This window comes from Dickeya dadantii NCPPB 898 (genome assembly GCF_000406145.1).
In the GTDB taxonomy this organism is placed as follows: Bacteria; Pseudomonadota; Gammaproteobacteria; order Enterobacterales; family Enterobacteriaceae; genus Dickeya; species Dickeya dadantii.
In genome coordinates, this window is the sequence record NZ_CM001976.1 from 3,614,232 (window position 1) to 3,630,863 (window position 16,632).

Genomic DNA, 16,632 nt, shown 5'->3' on the forward strand with positions numbered 1-16,632 from the left:
GTCATCCTCTCAGACCAGCTAGGGATCGTCGCCTAGGTGAGCCGTTACCTCACCTACTAGCTAATCCCATCTGGGTTCATCCGATGGCGTGAGGCCCGAAGGTCCCCCACTTTGGTCTTGCGACGTTATGCGGTATTAGCTACCGTTTCCAGTAGTTATCCCCCTCCATCAGGCAGATCCCCAGACATTACTCACCCGTCCGCCGCTCGCCGGCGGGGAAGCAAGCTTCCCCCGCTGCCGCTCGACTTGCATGTGTTAGGCCTGCCGCCAGCGTTCAATCTGAGCCATGATCAAACTCTTCAATTTAAAGTTTTGATGCTGCTTCCTAAGAAGCGGTGCTCAAAGAATTTACTGTTAGTTCGTATGAATTAACTGTTGTCACTCTTCAAGACTTTCACATAATTTTTTTAGTGAAGTGTCCTGCGAGTGCCCACACAGATTGTCTGATTGATTGTTAAAGAGCGGTGCGACCGGCTTACAGCCTGCTGTCGCGAGGTGGCGTATACTACGCCTTCCTCCTGCAGAGTCAACGACTTTTTTCTCGTTTTCCCCGCCTGACACCGCGCTGCGTTTCCGCTGTTGCCGTGTCAGTGGAGGCGCATTATAGGGAGTTCTTCTGGCCTGACAAGACTAATTTTCAAAAAAAGGCCCGACCGCTCATATTTTGAACTAAAACCTCAATTAATGGCGATTTATTACCTATTCAGGTGATAAAAAAGACAAAAACCCGGCATTAGCCGGGCTTCATTATAAGAATAACGATTACTGTCGAACAACAATCGCCTCGTCATCCGCGTCCAGGGTAACCGGTTTGCCGGGAACCAAAGCCCCTGACAATATCTGTTGCGCCAGCGGATTCTCGATCATCTGCTGGATGGCGCGTTTCAACGGCCGGGCCCCGTACACCGGATCAAAGCCGGATTTACCGAGCAATTCCAGCGCTGCGTCGGAAATCGTAACGGTATAGCCGCGCTCTTCCATCCGTTTATAGAGCCGCTGCAACTGAATCTGCGCAATTGAAGTAATATGGCTTTTCCCCAAAGGATGGAATACCACAACCTCGTCGATACGGTTGATAAACTCAGGACGGAAATGATGACTGACGACACTCAACACCATATCGCGCATCTGGTTGTAATTCATCTCACCAAACCGTTCCTGAATCAGATCCGAGCCCAGGTTGGAAGTCATGATAACCACCGTGTTGCGGAAATCCACTGTGCGGCCTTGTCCGTCAGTCAGGCGGCCATCATCTAATACCTGCAGTAGAATGTTGAACACGTCAGGGTGCGCTTTTTCCACTTCATCCAACAGGATGACGGAATAAGGGCGGCGGCGTACCGCTTCGGTCAGATACCCACCTTCCTCATAACCGACATATCCCGGAGGCGCGCCCACCAAACGGGAAACCGAATGTTTCTCCATGAATTCGGACATATCAATACGAACCATGGCGTCATCGCTATCGAACAGGAACGACGCCAGCGTTTTGCACAATTCAGTTTTACCCACGCCGGTCGGCCCGAGGAACAGAAACGATCCGATAGGACGGTTGGGATCCGACAACCCGGCGCGGCTGCGGCGAATAGAATTGGCGACGGCTTCCACCGCTTCGTTCTGTCCAATCACCCGCTGGTGCAATTCCTGCTCCATGCGCAACAGTTTTTCCCGCTCGCTTTCCAGCATCCGTGAAACCGGAATACCGGTCCAGCGGGCAAGCACTTCGGCAATCTCGGCATCTGTTACCCGATTGCGAAGCAGATGCATGGTTTTGCCTTCAACCTGTGTGGCGGCGGCCAACTGTTTTTCCAGTTCAGGAATTTTGCCGTACTGCAATTCCGACATCCGCCCTAAATCTCCCTGGCGTCTTGCCTGTTCCAGGGAAATTTTTGCCTGCTCCAGCGCCGCCTTGATATTTTGAGTGCCCGTCAGCGATGCTTTCTCTGCTTTCCACTCTTCTTCCAGTTTTGAGTATTCGCGCTCTTTCTGCTCCAGCTCGGCATTCAGAATTTCCAGACGTTTCAGGCTGGCTTCGTCAGACTCTTTCTTCAATGCCTGCTGTTCCAGCTTCAGTTGGATAATTCGACGATCAAGGCGGTCCAGCGGCTCCGGTTTGGAGTCAATTTGCATACGGATACTGGATGCGGCTTCGTCAATAAGATCGATCGCTTTATCCGGCAATTTCCGATCGGAAATGTAGCGGTGCGATAGCATGGCCGCCGCGACAATTGCCGGATCGGTGATTTGCACGTGATGGTGCAGCTCATAGCGTTCTTTCAGACCGCGCAGAATAGCGATGGTATCTTCAACGGTCGGTTCGGCGACAAACACTTTCTGGAAACGACGTTCAAGCGCGGCATCTTTTTCAATGTATTGCCGGTATTCATCCAGCGTCGTCGCCCCTACGCAGTGCAACTCGCCGCGCGCCAGCGCAGGCTTGAGCATGTTGCCGGCATCCATCGCGCCGTCTGCCTTGCCGGCACCGACCATCGTGTGCAATTCGTCGATAAAGAGAATAACGTTGCCTTCCTGTTTGGACAGGTCGTTCAACACGCCTTTCAGACGCTCTTCAAACTCACCGCGATATTTGGCACCCGCCACCAGCGCGCCCATATCGAGCGCCAGCACACGTTTATTCTTCAGCCCTTCCGGAACTTCTCCATTAACGATACGCTGCGCCAGCCCTTCGACAATCGCAGTTTTCCCGACGCCAGGTTCACCGATCAAAACCGGGTTGTTTTTGGTTCTGCGCTGCAGCACCTGAATGGTGCGTCGAATTTCCTCATCACGGCCAATCACCGGGTCCAGCTTGCCTTGTTCGGCACGCTCGGTGAGATCAATCGTGAATTTTTTCAGGGCCTGACGCTGGTCCTCGGCGCTCTGCTCGTTGACCTGCTGCCCACCGCGAACCTGCTCGATAGCCTGAGTCACATTCTGCTGAGTGGCGCCTGCATTTTTTAACAGATCTCCCAATGCGCTGCGCGATTCAAATACCGCCAGCACGAATAATTCTGAAGAAATAAATGTGTCGCCCTTTTTCTGCGCCAGCTTGTCGCAGATATTGAGCGTCCGTACCAGCTCACTGGACGGTTGAACATCTCCACCGGTGCCTTCCACCTGTGGTAATCGGCTGATTGCCTGTTCAATTTCACTTTTAAGACGGCTCACATTTGCCCCAGCTGCTGTCAACAACGGGCCGACGGTGCCCCCTTCTTGATTCAGAAGGGCACTCATCAAATGCAGCGGCTCAATAAATTGATGATCTCGTCCGAGGGCGAGAGATTGGGCATCAGCGAGGGCAAGCTGGAACTTGTTGGTAAGACGATCCAGACGCATAACTCCTCCCATACATACTGGTCAAAATTGCTACTGGAGATTAAGTGAGGTCATCCCTCAAAAATTCAAGATTATTTTGCCAGTAATAATAGAAGGAAAAACGTTAATCCCTCCGGATCGTCTTAATTCAATAGGTTATATCAGCCAAACCAAAGTTGCCATACGTCCGGTCGTTCCATCGCGTCGATAGGAGAAAAACCGGCCTGCGTCGCTGACCGTACAGTCGTTGCCGCCGAACACCTGGCTGACGCCAGCGGCCTGTAAGCGTAAACGGGCCAACTGGTAAATATCGGCGAGGAATTTACCATTGCGGGGGATAAAAGCGCAATCGGCGGCGGGATCGCCCTGCATAAAAGCCTCGCGCACCTCACCCCCGACTTCGAATTGCTGCGGGCCGATCGCCGGCCCCATCCAGGCCAGAATGTCGGCCGGACGAGCGCGGAAATGACGTAGCGTCTGTTCCAGCACACCAGCCTGCAAGCCGCGCCAGCCGGCATGCACCGCAGCCACTTCCCTGCCATCGGCAGAGCAGAACAGCACCGGCAGACAATCGGCCGTCATTACCGCACAGACGCGATCCTTGCGGGTGGTATAGGCGGCATCGCCTGTCAGCGAAGCAGGCGATGCCTGATCGAGATTAATCACCTGAGTGCCATGTACTTGCTCCAGCCAGTGCGGCATTGTCGGCAATCCGGCCGCGGCGACCAGACGTTGCCGGTTGTCCTGCACATGCAGCGGATCGTCGCCCACATGATTACCCAGATTGAGCGAGTTATACGGCACGCCGCTGACGCCGCCAAGGCGAGTGGTGCTACAGGCTCGCACCGTCGCCGGTGCAGGCCAGTCAGGTATTAACATCATGTTGCCAGGCGCCATGCCATCACCAGTCAAGTTGATCTTTAAACGCGTCGGTATCCGCTTTCAGGGCGGCAATCAGTTCTACCATATCCTGCGGCAATGGGGCATGCCACTCCATCTCGATACCGCTGATAGGATGATACAAGCGCAACATGGTGGCGTGCAGCGCCTGACGATCAAAATTGCGCAGCGTCTCGATAAATGCCTCGGAAGCGCCTTTGGGCAAACGCGGACGACCGCCATACAACGGGTCGCCCACCAGCGGATGGTTGATGTGCGCCATGTGGACGCGAATCTGGTGGGTTCGGCCTGTTTCCAGCCGCAAACGCAGGCGAGTATGAGCACGGAAATGTTCCATGATGCGATAATGCGTCACGGCCGGTTTTCCCATTGGGTGCACCGCCATGTGCGTGCGTTTGGTGGAGTGACGGGCAATCGGCTCTTCCACCGTACCGCCGGCCGTCATCGTGCCGATCGCCACCGCTTCATATTCACGGGTGATTTCACGCGCCTGCAGCGACTCCACCAGCCGGGTCTGGGCCGGCACAGTTTTGGCCACCACCATCAGACCGGTGGTGTCCTTATCCAGACGGTGAACAATCCCCGCACGCGGCACATCGACAATCTCCGGATAGTGATGCAGCAACGCGTTCAGCACGGTGCCGTCAGGGTTACCGGCGCCAGGATGCACCACCAAATCGCGCGGTTTATTGATCACCAGAATGTCCTCGTCTTCATAGACGATATCCAGCGAGATCGGCTGCGCTTCCCAGCGGGCGTCTTCTTCGATCAAAGCATCGATAGCGACAGACTCCCCGCCAAGCACTTTCTCTTTTGGTTTATCCACCATCTTGCCGTTAATCTGTACCCGTTGTTCCAAAATCCACGTTTTTATGCGTGAGCGTGAATAATCAGGGAACAATTCGGCCAAAGCCTGATCTAAACGTTGTCCAAGTTGAGATTCGGCCACCGTCGCGGTGAGTTGTACTTGTTGGGACATAGTATGCTGCTTCTTATTAACGTTGGGTTTTAACGGCGATGCCGTTTAAAATAATGTACCATTGTAGCTGGTCTTAATCGGGAGCTTAACGGACAGTTTCCCGGAAAAACACTCTGAGGATAATCAAATCGTCATGACGCGTATGAAATACCTGGTGGCTGCTGCCACGTTGAGCCTGACGCTGGCTGGTTGCTCCAATTCCAAAGATGCGGTTCCCGACCGTCCACCTTCAGAACTGTATGCCACCGCCCAGGAGAAACTGCAGGACGGCAACTTTAAAGCCGCCATCACGCAGTTGGAAGCGCTGGATAACCGTTATCCATTCGGCCCTTACTCCCAGCAGGTCCAGTTGGACCTGATTTACGCCTATTACAAATCCGCCGAGTTGCCGTTGGCTCAGGCGTCGATCGATCGCTTCATCCGCCTGAACCCGACGCACCCGAACGTAGACTATGTTCTCTATATGCGCGGGCTGACTAACATGGCGCAGGATGACAGCACGTTGCAAGGCTTCTTCGGCGTCGATCGTTCAGACCGCGATCCTCAGTATGCTCGCTCAGCGTTTAAAGCTTTCAGCCAGTTGCTTCAGGGCTACCCGAACAGCCAATACGCCACGGACACCAGCAAGCGCCTGGCATTCCTGAAAGAACGTCTGGCCAAGTATGAGCTTTCTGTCGCACAGTATTACACGAAACGCGGCGCTTATGTCGCCGTGGTTAACCGCGTAGAACAAATGCTGAAGGACTATCCGGATACGCAGGCAACGCGCACCGCGCTGCCGCTGATGGAAAATGCCTATCGGGAACTGCAATTGACTGCGCAGGCCGACAAGGTGGCTAAAATCATCGCCGCCAACCCCTCTGCCTGACGAGACGCCTGAAATCCTATTACTACGGCAACTTCGGTTGCCGTTTTTTCGCTCTGTCTTCTCGACCTGTTTCTTCAATCTATAGCCGGTCATCCTGAATGTAACCGGATAATCCCGCCAATACATCCAATAGATAATGGCACAGCCCTGACAAGGCGACAAGCGCGCCGCGCCGGTTCCCCAAAGCCGCTCACAAATCAATTCATATGACGGAAAAGTGACCAGAAAAGGTGATCAAAATCACCCAATTTGCATCGACTAGGGGTATGCTGAAATCACCCAAGACGGAAAAGGCAGAGAGGTAAGTTTTTATGACTATCAACATTACCAGCAAGCAGATGGATATTACCCCCGCAATACGTCAGCATGTCGAAGACCGTCTCAGCAAACTGGATAAATGGCAGACTCAGCTGATTAATCCGCACATTATCCTGTCTAAAGAGCCACAGGGTTTTGTGGTCGACGCCACCATCAGTACGCCCAATGGCCCATTGGTGGCAAGCGCCAAACACGAAGATATGTATACCGCTGTCAATGAGCTCATTACAAAACTGGAACGACAGCTGAACAAGGTCCAGCACAAAGGCGAAGCTCGCCGTGCGGACAGTTGCATCAAAGATGTCAATCTGCAGGCCTCGGCAGAATAACCGTTCGGATGGCGCAACCGCCGCGTCTCCAGCTTTAATGACAGATTCTGTCCGTTGCCTGAAACGCGCCGCAAGGCGCGTTTTTTACGGTTCGAGTTTCCCCTTCCTTGATAGACCGACGTTGCGCGTTGCGGCTCCCGGCGATTTTGTATTGACAGGATGAAAAGGCAACAGTTACCTTAATCAACATTCTCAACAAGGATTTGGTGACATGACGCCACAACCGTTCTTCTTCGTATTCTTTTTTACTCTCCCCGATGCGGGGGGGCGATTTGTCGTGTGAGTAAGAATACGAAGACGAACAAAAAAGCCTCCTGAAATCAGGAGGCTTTTTTATTGGACAGCAAACAGGTACACACCATGACCGATAACCCATTACTGGCGCTGCGCGAGCGCATTACCGCGCTGGATATGCAACTGCTCGAACTGTTGGCGCAACGAAGGGAGCTGGCGCTGGATGTAGCGCGGGCCAAACAGCATTCCCATCGACCCATTCGCGATAAAGAGCGCGAGCGGGATTTACTGTCCCGGCTGGCGGAAGAAGGTAAAAAGCGGCAGCTCGACGGTCACTACATTACCCGTCTGTTCCAGTTGATTATCGAAGATTCGGTGCTGACCCAGCAGGCGCTGCTGCAACAGCACCTCAATTCTGGCGCGTCGCATTCCGCTCGCGTCGCTTTTCTGGGCCCCAAAGGCTCTTACTCTCATTTGGCCGCTCGCCAGTATGCCGCGCGCCATTTTGATCAGATTATTGAATGCGGCTGCCAGCGTTTTCAGGACATCATCAACCTGGTGGAAACCGGCCAGGCTGATTACGCCGTGCTGCCGATAGAGAACACCAGTTCAGGTTCGATCAACGATGTCTACGACCTGCTGCAGCACACCGGGTTATCCATCGTCGGTGAGCTGACCACGCCTATTGACCATTGCGTGCTGGTCGCCGTGGAGACGCAACTGGACCAGATCCAAACCGTTTACAGCCACCCACAGCCTTTCCAGCAGTGCAGCCATTTCATCAACCGTTTCCCGCACTGGAAGATCGAGTACTGCGAAAGCACCGCCGCCGCCATGGCGAAAGTCGCCGAGCTCAATTCCCCGCATGCCGCCGCGCTGGGCAGCGAAGCCGGTGGAATGCTTTATCAGTTGCAGGTGCTGGAACACAATCTGGCCAATCAGGCACAGAACATCACCCGATTCATCGTACTGGCCCGCAAGCCGATTGACGTCACCGAACAAGTGCCAGCCAAAACCACCTTAATCATGGCTACCGGACAGCAATCCGGCGCACTGGTGGAAGCGCTGCTGGTCCTGCGCGAGCACGGCATCGTGATGACAAAACTGGAGTCGCGGCCGATAAACGGCAATCCGTGGGAAGAGATGTTTTATATCGACGTGCAGGCCAATCTGCGCAACGACAATACCCGTAAAGCGCTGCAAGGACTGGCCGCCATTACCCGCTCGCTCAAGGTGTTGGGTTGCTACCCCAGCGAAAATGTGGTGCCGGTGGAACCGGCATAACCCACATCGCATCAGGGGCCGCCAGGAGATAAACTCCGCTCCCGGCAATAAAAAAAGCCACCATCAACAGCGAGGGTGGCTTTTCAGAAAACGGTTAGGATATCCCCAGAACTACTGGCGAATATCGTTAGCCTGACGCAGCAGGGTACGGCTTTCCGCCATGAATCGCCGCGAATAATCGCCAAACCAGTGTTCGACTTTCTTGAAGCTGCTGACAAACGCGGCTTTATCTCCCGCTTCCAGCAATGCAATCGCCTCGCCAAAACGCTGGTAGTAACGCTTGATCAATGCCAGATTGCTGCCGGAAGACATGATGATATCGGCATAGAGTTGCGGGTCTTGCGCGAACAACCGCCCCACCATTGCCAGTTCAAGCCGGTATATCGGCGAAGAAAGCGCCAGCAATTGTTCCAACTGCACGTTTTCTTCCGCCAGATGTACACCATAAGCAAACGTCGCGAAATGACGCAGCGCCTGAATGAACGCCATGTTTTGGTCGTGTTCCACCGCGCTGGTGCGATGCAACCGGGCGCCCCATACCTGGATCTGCTCCAGCAACCACTGATAGGCCTCTGGCTGGCGCCCATCACAATACACAACAACCTGTTTGGCCAGGCTGCCGATATCCGGACCGAACATTGGGTGCAACCCCAGCACCGGCCCCTGATGTGCCGCCAGCATCGCCTGCAGCGGACCATTCTTGACCGACGCCAAATCCACCAAAATACAGTCATCCGGCAATCGAGGCAGTTGGGCAATAACCTGTTCGGTGACATGGATCGGCACGCTGACGATCACCATGCCGGCATCCGCCAGCAGAGACTCCGCCTGCGGCCAGTCTTCCTGTTCCAGGATACGTACCTGATAGCCGGACAGCGTCAACATTCGGTCAAACAGGCGGCCCATCTGACCGCGCCCTCCCACAATCACAATCGGGCGCAGCGACGGATAGAGTGTTTTAAACCCTTTGTCATTCTCGCTGGCGTAGGACTCCCGCATCACCCGACGCAGAACATCCTCAATCAAATCCGGGGGAACGCCCAGCGTTTCCGCTTCCTTACGTCGTGAACTCAGCATCGCTGCTTCCCGATCAGGCGCATAAATTGGCAGACCATAACGGCTCTTTACCTCGCCGACTTCCGCCACCAGACGCAGCCGACGCGACAACAACGCCAATAATGCTTTATCTACCTCATCTATCTGATCACGCAATGCGGTCAGTTCAGCGACCATCTGTTCTTCTCCTCACTGATTGGCGCTTCGCGCGCTAAGCTCTTTATGAACCGAGCGCAGCAATGTCTCTGTACTTTCCCAACTGATGCAGGCATCCGTCACCGATACCCCGTAACGCATGTCGGCGCGCGGTTGTTCGGAAGACTGATTACCTTCGTGGATATGGCTCTCCAGCATCAGCCCGATAATAGAACGGTTACCGGATTTGATCTGCTCAATCGCGGACTCCACCACCAACGGCTGCCGACGGTAGTCTTTGCTGGAATTACCGTGGCTACAATCTATCATCAGCGCTGGATTCAGTCCTGCATCGCGCATCTGTTTTTCACACTCAGCCACGTCTTCCGCGCTGTAATTCGGCTTTTTGCCGCCGCGCAGGATCACGTGTCCATCCGGATTCCCCTGCGTCTGCAGTAAGCAAACCTGACCACTCTGATTGATACCGACAAAACGATGCGGCATTGATGCGGCTTTCATGGCATTAATGGCGGTTCCCAAACTACCGTCAGTACCGTTCTTGAAACCCACCGGCATTGATAACCCGGAGGCCATCTCGCGGTGAGTCTGGGATTCGGTGGTTCTGGCGCCAATCGCCGACCAGCTGAACAAGTCCCCCAGGTATTGCGGGCTATTCGGGTCCAGTGCTTCGGTCGCCAGCGGCAACCCCATGTTGACCAGCTTAAGCAGCAAATCGCGGGCGATATGCAGCCCCGCCTCCATATCAAAGGAACCATCCATGTAGGGATCGTTGATCAACCCTTTCCAGCCGACAGTGGTACGGGGTTTTTCAAAATAGACACGCATGACGATATACAGCCGATCGCTCAATTCGGCTGACAGAGATTGCAGACGACGCGCGTAATCCAACGCGGCATCCGTATCATGAATAGAACAGGGACCACACACCACCAGAAGACGCTTGTCGTTGCCATGAATAATGTCAGCAATAGTTTTACGCGACAGAGCAATCGCCTGCTGCTCCGGCTCATTGAGCGGGAATTTGGCTTTCAGTTCGTCGGGAGTAATAAGAACCTGTTCGGCGCTGATATTAATATTATTGAGCGTGTCTTTTTGCATGATGATGATCCTGTGTATTCCTTTGGTATGAAGGGAGCGATTTCGTCATTGTCAGTAACAGGTTCACACCTTAGCACACAGGTCGTAAATTTTTCAAGCCATAGGTGTAAAGTTAAAATTACTCTCGTAAAACGGGTTAGACATCACAAAAATAACGAACGACTACCAGACGAGCCTCACCGCTGAATACCGTAATTCATTGAAAGCGAGGAAAGTTTTTAACCTGACGCCACTTTTCGGGTATTCAGCGGCAGAAAATCAGCAATGCTGAAATGATTTCGAAGCCTAATGATGTTACTGGTGATATTTGACGAGTGCAGAATAGTTCCCTCTCAGAACAGACAGCTAAGTGGCTGCTTAAACCGCAACAAACCACATGGCTGGCAAAAATGCCGAGCGCCAACGGCACTCAACCCGTAAACAAAAATATACAGCCATTATTCAGCATCATCGCAACTATTCCTTGTAGCGGCCATGACCGTATGCTGCCGGGGTCGGGAAATCGGAAAGGCATCGGCGCTGAATGGAGTGGTAAACGTTAATCAGGCACAGTGCATTGAAATCATTAAAGGAAAAACAGGAAATTGCGTAATATTAGGCCGTATCTCTCCATTCTGATGCTGTCAAAACAGGTTCAATCATGAGAAACGGTATAGTGTTGATAGGGTTGTTGCTCCTCTCCGGGTGCCAGTCCATTCCGTCGGTATCGCCGACTAAAGGCGAGTCCAGTTTTTGGTATGACACGGGATATAAGGATGCCACCAACGGTATGGTTGTCAGGGATAACGAAACGCTGTCGGAATGGTCTGGCAATCCGGAGGTTGATCGCCATGCCTATCTGACTGGGTATAGGGCCAGGCAGACAGAATGGTGCCACCCCGATAATGTCACCGCCTGGGGCCGTGCAGGAAAGTCCTTCCCGGCTGGCTGCGATGGTGTCAATAACGCAGAGAAACTGAAAAAAGTGTGGCAATACGCGGCGGATGAATCGACCCTTCGTCACAGGTCAACCGACTGATTTACCCCTACTCTCTCCAAATAGACTCTACTAAGTTCTTGAGTAGCACTGTATGAACCGGCCAGCGAGCCGCTGGCAAGGGCATCCTACTCGCTATGCTTCCCCCGCTTTCCCGACGCTTTCATCATCAGTCCGCCTGATTATCCTGCCTACTTTGTTGCCTGCTGACACGGCTTTCGGATAAATCAGCTACCCCTGATGGTAAATCAAACTTATAATAACAAAAATAAATCATAACAATCCGCAACCACCTGCTGACATCAAATGGAATTGAACGCACACATTCGTTTTGTATTGCCATCATTGCCCTGGTCGAACATTCACCGCTTTTATTCACGCAATAAGCTGGCAAACAGGACTTTATTATGAAAAGTACGTCATCGCACTCCGGACAAGGACAGCTACTGTCTCATCACTTAAGCTCACCTGATGATCATTACGCCACGCTCGACGCGGTTAGATCAAGAATTCGCCAGGCCGGCGATCTCCCCGGTGCGACGGTGGAAGAGCAAATCGCGATTGCCGAAGAAATGGCTACATTCGACCTCGGGCAATTTCTTTTGGCGCACCGAGGGTTGAACGCCTACTGGACTCATAATCTGGTCACCTATCCTTCCACCACCGCAACACGGTCATCCCACAGCGATCTGGAAAAATTGATCTACGAACAATTGCCCGCCGTACTCGCCACCCGTGAACGATTCGGTATTTTCCGCCAGCAGTTACAGTCACGGCTGCGTAACGGAATGGTATTGGCCTCTGTTCCCTGCGGGCTGATGGGCGATTTGCTGTTGCTGGATTATTCACATCATCAGGATGTGCGGTTAATCGGTGCAGACTTGGATCTGCAGGCGCTGGAAGCCGCGAATTCACTGGCTAAACAACAGCATTGCGACGATCGCATCACGTTGTTGCAGTGCGACGCCTGGTCATTACAACTGCCAGAACCCGCGGATGTCCTGACCAGTAATGGACTCAACGTTTATGAACCCGATGATGAAAAAGTGACGGACCTCTATCGGGCATTCAATCAGGCACTAAAACCTGGGGGTACGTTGATCACCAGTTTCCTAACGCCGCCCCCGGTGTTATCTGCAGAATCAACCTGGCAGGTCACCGAGGAAGAACAGCGCTTACTTCCCTTACAACACCTACTGTTTTCACGCATTCTGGAAGCCAAATGGACGGCATTCCGTACCCATTCCCAGACGCAGCGCCAGTTGGAACAAGCAGGATTCAGCGACATACATTTTATTGATGACCGCATGCGGATGTTCCCGACCGTAATCGCCCGGAAAGCGTAAAACGCCGCATAACGCAAATAAGGCGCAAAGAAAAAGGGGTGGCATTTGCCACCCCTTATCGCTTTCGGATGTTGCGAAAGCGTATGCTTAGTTAAGACGCTCTTTGATACGAGCAGACTTACCAGCACGCTCACGCAGGTAGTACAGTTTGGCTTTACGCACAGCACCACGGCGCTTAACGGTAATGCTATCCACTACCGGAGAGTGCGTCTGGAATACGCGCTCTACGCCTTCGCCGTTGGAAATCTTGCGAACAGTGAATGCAGAGTGCAGACCGCGGTTACGAATTGCGATAACCACGCCCTCGAATGCCTGCAGACGTTTTTTGGAACCTTCAACGACCCATACCTTCACTTCCACGGTGTCACCCGGACGGAACGCAGGTACGTCTTGCTTCATCTGCTCTTGTTCAAGCTGCTTGATAATATTGCTCATAATATGTCTCTTACCCTAGGTAAACTGATATTTGGGTTCGCCCGGCGCTGCCGCAACGGCCCCTAATACTCATGTTGTTCGGACTGATATTCCTGTTGGAACTCAGTCAACAACGTTGCTTGCTCGTCAGTCAGAGCTAGGCTTTTCAGAAGTTCAGGTCTTCTAAGCCAGGTTCGGCCCAGCGACTGCTTCAAACGCCAGCGGCGTATTTCCGCATGGTTGCCCGACAGCAATACCGCCGGCACATCCATACCTTCCAACACTTCAGGCCGGGTATAGTGAGGACAATCCAGCAATCCATCGGCAAAAGAATCTTCTTGTGCCGATGCTTCATGACCCAGTACGCCGGGAATAAACCGGGCGACCGAATCAATCAGCGTCATTGCCGGCAGCTCGCCACCACTGAGAACGTAATCACCGATTGACCATTCTTCGTCAATTTCGGTTTTAATGACACGCTCATCAATGCCCTCGTACCTTCCGCAAACCAGAATCATCTTCTGATGTGCGGCGAGTTGACGTACGCCTTGCTGATCCAGTTTGCGACCCTGCGGTGACAGATAAATCACCCGAGCCCCTTCGCCTGCCGCTGCTTTCGCTGCATGGATGGCATCCCGCAAGGGTTGCACCATCATCAGCATACCGGGACCGCCGCCGTAAGGGCGATCGTCCACAGTGCGATGCCGATCGTAAGTGAAGTCGCGAGGACTCCAGTACTGTACGCTCAGCAGGCCATTTTTAACTGCCCGGCCTGTGACTCCATAATCAGTAATGGCGCGGAACATCTCAGGAAACAGGCTAATCACCCCAATCCACATAGCGCCGTTCCACTCATTGACTGCAGATTCTACAGAGTTCAAAAACCAGGGTCCCAGTCTACGTCAATACGATGCGTAGACAGGTCAACGTGCTTGATAACCTGTTCGGTCAGAAACGGAATCAACCGTTCCTTGACTCCGTAAGCATCTTTCAGGTTAGCTCTTACCACCAGAACGTCGTTAGAACCGGTTTCCATCATGTCGATGACTTTTCCCAGCTCATAGCCACCTATGGTGACGACGTCGCAGCCAATAAGATCTTTCCAGTAATAATCACCCTCACCCAGTTCAGGCAGTTGGGCCGAATCTACGACAATTTCGCAATTGGTCAGTAAATTCGCCGCATCCCGATCGTCAATATCTTTGATCTTGATGACCAGGTCCTGATTATGGTGCCGCCAGCTCTCGATCTCGATCGGTTGCCACAGCCCCTTATTCCGGATGAACCAGGGTTGATAATCAAAAATGCTTTCGGCGTCTTCGGTGGATGAAAATACCCTGAGCCAACCTTTGATGCCGTACGTCGACCCCATTTTCCCCAATGTGATCGGGTTGACCGGGGCTTTCGGGCTGAGTTGCTTGCTCATTACCACCACCGCAACAGATTACGCTGCTTTTTTCGCGTCTTTGATCAGCGCGGAAACGCGATCAGAAACGGTAGCGCCCTGGCCAACCCAGTGCTCGATACGGTCAAGATCCAGGCGCAGGCCTTCTGCTTTACCGGTAGCGATCGGGTTGAAGAAACCTACGCGCTCAATGAAACGACCGTCGCGCGCATTGCGGCTATCGGTCACAACGACTTGATAGAACGGGCGTTTTTTAGCGCCGCCACGTGCCAAACGAATTGTTACCATAACATCCTCTTTAGTTAATAAAACAACCGGGCCCCATCGAGGAACGGGGCCCAGTGTCATATAAAAAGCCCGAATATTTTACTCATTTTGGTGCAAAAAGCAATCTAAAACCATGCATTCGCACCACCGACTTTTCTGTCGGGGTCACATTTCCCCGACTCAGCGTCCCGGAAAACCTGGCGGCATCATCCCTTTCATGCCGCGCATCATCTTGGCCAGGCCGCCATTCTTCATCTTTTTCATCATGCGCTGCATATCATCAAACTGTTTTAGCAGTCGGTTGACATCCTGCACCTGCATGCCGGACCCCATCGCAATGCGACGCTTACGCGAACCTTTGATGATCTCCGGTTTGGCGCGCTCCTGTTGCGTCATGGAGTTGATGATCGCCTCCATCCGCACCAGCACCTTGTCATCCATCTGCGATTTCACGTTATCCGGAATCTGCCCCATGCCCGGCAGCTTGCTCATCATGCTGGCCATACCGCCCATATTGCGCATCTGCTTTAGCTGATCCAGGAAATCGGTCAGATCAAAGCCATCGCCTTTCTTCAGTTTTTTAGCCAGTTTCTCGGCCTGAGAACGGTCGACCTTGCTTTCCAGTTCCTCAATCAGCGAGAGCACATCGCCCATACCGAGAATGCGCGAAGCGATACGGTCCGGGTAGAAAGGCTCCAGCGCGTCGGTCTTCTCGCCGACGCCCAGGAATTTGATCGGTTTGCCGGTAATATGGCGGATAGACAGCGCCGCACCACCACGGGCATCACCATCGATCTTGGTCAGAATCACCCCGGTCAACGGCAGCGCTTCGTTAAAAGCTTTAGCCGTATTCGCCGCATCCTGACCGGTCATAGCGTCAACCACAAACAGGGTTTCCACCGGATTGATCGACGCATGTACCTGCTTGATTTCGTCCATCATGGCGTCATCGACATGCAAACGACCGGCGGTATCCACCAGCAGAACATCGTAGAACTTCAGTTTGGCGTGCTGCAACGCGCGGTTAACGATATCGATAGGCTTTTCATGCGCTTCCGAGGGGAAGAAATCAACGCCAACGGTCTCCGCCAGCGTTTCCAACTGCTTGATCGCCGCAGGGCGATACACGTCCGCCGACACGACCAGCACTTTCTTCTTCTGTTTTTCACGCAGGAATTTACCCAGCTTACCAACGCTGGTGGTTTTACCCGCCCCTTGCAGGCCCGCCATCAGCACCACCGCCGGCGGCTGTGCGGCCAGATTGAGCGCCTGGTTGACTTCGCCCATGGCGGTCACCAGCTCGTTCTGAACAATCTTGACGAACTCTTGCCCCGGCGTCAGGCTCTTGTTGACGTCGTGACCAACCGCCTGCTCTTTTACACGATTGATGAAATCACGCACCACCGGCAGCGCCACGTCCGCTTCCAGCAGCGCCATACGGACTTCACGCAGCGTATCCTTGATATTGTCTTCCGTCAGCCGCCCACGGCCGCTGATATTGCGCAGAGTGCGCGATAGTCGATCGGTTAAATTTTCAAACATATCTCATGCTCAATGTGAAACTGGCCGCTACCGCGACGCGAACAACGAGGAGTATAACACGAAAGCCAGACCAATCTGCGTGCGCCGGCACGGATAACTGGTTGGTGGCGGTGGCGACTAAGGCTATACTGACCCTTCATTTTAC

General features: G+C 53.3%; 15 protein-coding genes and 2 other annotated features. Of the genes, 5 read left to right on the forward strand and 10 right to left on the reverse strand.

Translation table 11 applies throughout. The annotated features are described in order from the left end of the window. Positions 1 to 248, reverse strand: a sequence feature (16S ribosomal RNA rRNA prediction is too short). A 514-nt stretch (positions 249 to 762) separates the two neighbouring features. The 3 genes from clpB to rluD form a co-directional block, all read right to left on the reverse strand. Next, positions 763 to 3,336 (reverse strand): ATP-dependent chaperone ClpB, encoded by a 2,574-nt coding sequence (gene clpB, locus DDA898_RS16260; RefSeq protein ID WP_038911736.1) that lies wholly within the window; start codon positions 3,334 to 3,336, stop codon positions 763 to 765. Positions 3,337 to 3,471: 135 nt separating this feature from the next. Continuing rightward, on the reverse strand, positions 3,472 to 4,197 hold the full coding sequence (yfiH, locus tag DDA898_RS16265) for a purine nucleoside phosphorylase YfiH (RefSeq protein ID WP_038912617.1): 726 nt from the start codon (positions 4,195 to 4,197) through the stop codon (positions 3,472 to 3,474). 19 nt (positions 4,198 to 4,216) lie between these two features. Then, positions 4,217 to 5,194, reverse strand: coding sequence for a 23S rRNA pseudouridine(1911/1915/1917) synthase RluD (gene rluD / locus DDA898_RS16270; RefSeq protein ID WP_013319075.1), 978 nt, complete (start codon positions 5,192 to 5,194; stop codon positions 4,217 to 4,219). A 133-nt stretch (positions 5,195 to 5,327) separates the two neighbouring features. On the opposite strand from rluD, the gene bamD reads away from it, so the two are divergent. From bamD to pheA, 3 genes are all read left to right on the forward strand, one after another. Then, the gene (gene bamD / locus DDA898_RS16275; RefSeq protein ID WP_013319076.1) at positions 5,328 to 6,062 is read left to right on the forward strand and encodes an outer membrane protein assembly factor BamD; all 735 of its coding nucleotides are present in this window, start codon (positions 5,328 to 5,330) and stop codon (positions 6,060 to 6,062) included. Between the two features lie 311 nt (positions 6,063 to 6,373). Then, entirely contained in the window at positions 6,374 to 6,709 is a 336-nt protein-coding gene (raiA, locus tag DDA898_RS16280) for a ribosome-associated translation inhibitor RaiA (protein WP_013319077.1), read from the forward strand. A 210-nt stretch (positions 6,710 to 6,919) separates the two neighbouring features. Next, positions 6,920 to 7,047 (forward strand) — a sequence feature (Phe leader region). A gap of 22 nt (positions 7,048 to 7,069) precedes the next feature. Beyond that, the gene (gene pheA, locus DDA898_RS16285; protein WP_033112392.1) at positions 7,070 to 8,227 is read left to right on the forward strand and encodes a bifunctional chorismate mutase/prephenate dehydratase; all 1,158 of its coding nucleotides are present in this window, start codon (positions 7,070 to 7,072) and stop codon (positions 8,225 to 8,227) included. A gap of 111 nt (positions 8,228 to 8,338) precedes the next feature. Here the strand turns inward: pheA and tyrA are convergent, their stop codons facing one another. Continuing rightward, positions 8,339 to 9,460: a bifunctional chorismate mutase/prephenate dehydrogenase gene (tyrA, locus tag DDA898_RS16290; RefSeq protein WP_038911738.1), complete on the reverse strand. Its 1,122-nt coding sequence runs from the start codon at positions 9,458 to 9,460 to the stop codon at positions 8,339 to 8,341. Between the two features lie 12 nt (positions 9,461 to 9,472). Further along, entirely contained in the window at positions 9,473 to 10,537 is a 1,065-nt protein-coding gene (locus tag DDA898_RS16295; protein WP_022634542.1) for a 3-deoxy-7-phosphoheptulonate synthase, read from the reverse strand. A 640-nt stretch (positions 10,538 to 11,177) separates the two neighbouring features. Here DDA898_RS16295 and DDA898_RS16300 point away from each other — a divergent pair. Both DDA898_RS16300 and DDA898_RS16305 read left to right on the forward strand, forming a co-directional pair. Next, complete coding sequence (locus DDA898_RS16300) at positions 11,178 to 11,555, forward strand: DUF2799 domain-containing protein (protein ID WP_038911740.1); 378 nt, start codon at positions 11,178 to 11,180, stop codon at positions 11,553 to 11,555. A 365-nt stretch (positions 11,556 to 11,920) separates the two neighbouring features. Then, positions 11,921 to 12,859: an SAM-dependent methyltransferase gene (locus DDA898_RS16305; RefSeq protein ID WP_038901861.1), complete on the forward strand. Its 939-nt coding sequence runs from the start codon at positions 11,921 to 11,923 to the stop codon at positions 12,857 to 12,859. Between the two features lie 87 nt (positions 12,860 to 12,946). On the opposite strand, the gene rplS is transcribed toward DDA898_RS16305, so the two are convergent. From rplS to ffh, 5 genes are all read right to left on the reverse strand, one after another. Then, a complete protein-coding gene (gene rplS, locus DDA898_RS16310) occupies positions 12,947 to 13,294 on the reverse strand; it encodes a 50S ribosomal protein L19 (protein WP_012768745.1) in 348 nt (115 codons plus the stop codon). A 62-nt stretch (positions 13,295 to 13,356) separates the two neighbouring features. Further along, positions 13,357 to 14,112 carry a tRNA (guanosine(37)-N1)-methyltransferase TrmD gene (gene trmD / locus DDA898_RS16315; RefSeq protein ID WP_013319087.1) on the reverse strand — a complete coding sequence of 252 codons (756 nt, stop codon included), beginning with the start codon at positions 14,110 to 14,112 and terminating at the stop codon, positions 13,357 to 13,359. 38 nt (positions 14,113 to 14,150) lie between these two features. Continuing rightward, positions 14,151 to 14,699, reverse strand: coding sequence for a ribosome maturation factor RimM (gene rimM / locus DDA898_RS16320; protein WP_038911742.1), 549 nt, complete (start codon positions 14,697 to 14,699; stop codon positions 14,151 to 14,153). Between the two features lie 18 nt (positions 14,700 to 14,717). Continuing rightward, complete coding sequence (rpsP, locus tag DDA898_RS16325) at positions 14,718 to 14,966, reverse strand: 30S ribosomal protein S16 (protein WP_012768742.1); 249 nt, start codon at positions 14,964 to 14,966, stop codon at positions 14,718 to 14,720. 159 nt (positions 14,967 to 15,125) lie between these two features. After that, positions 15,126 to 16,487 carry a signal recognition particle protein gene (ffh, locus tag DDA898_RS16330; RefSeq protein ID WP_038911744.1) on the reverse strand — a complete coding sequence of 454 codons (1,362 nt, stop codon included), beginning with the start codon at positions 16,485 to 16,487 and terminating at the stop codon, positions 15,126 to 15,128. Positions 16,488 to 16,632 lie beyond the last annotated feature (145 nt).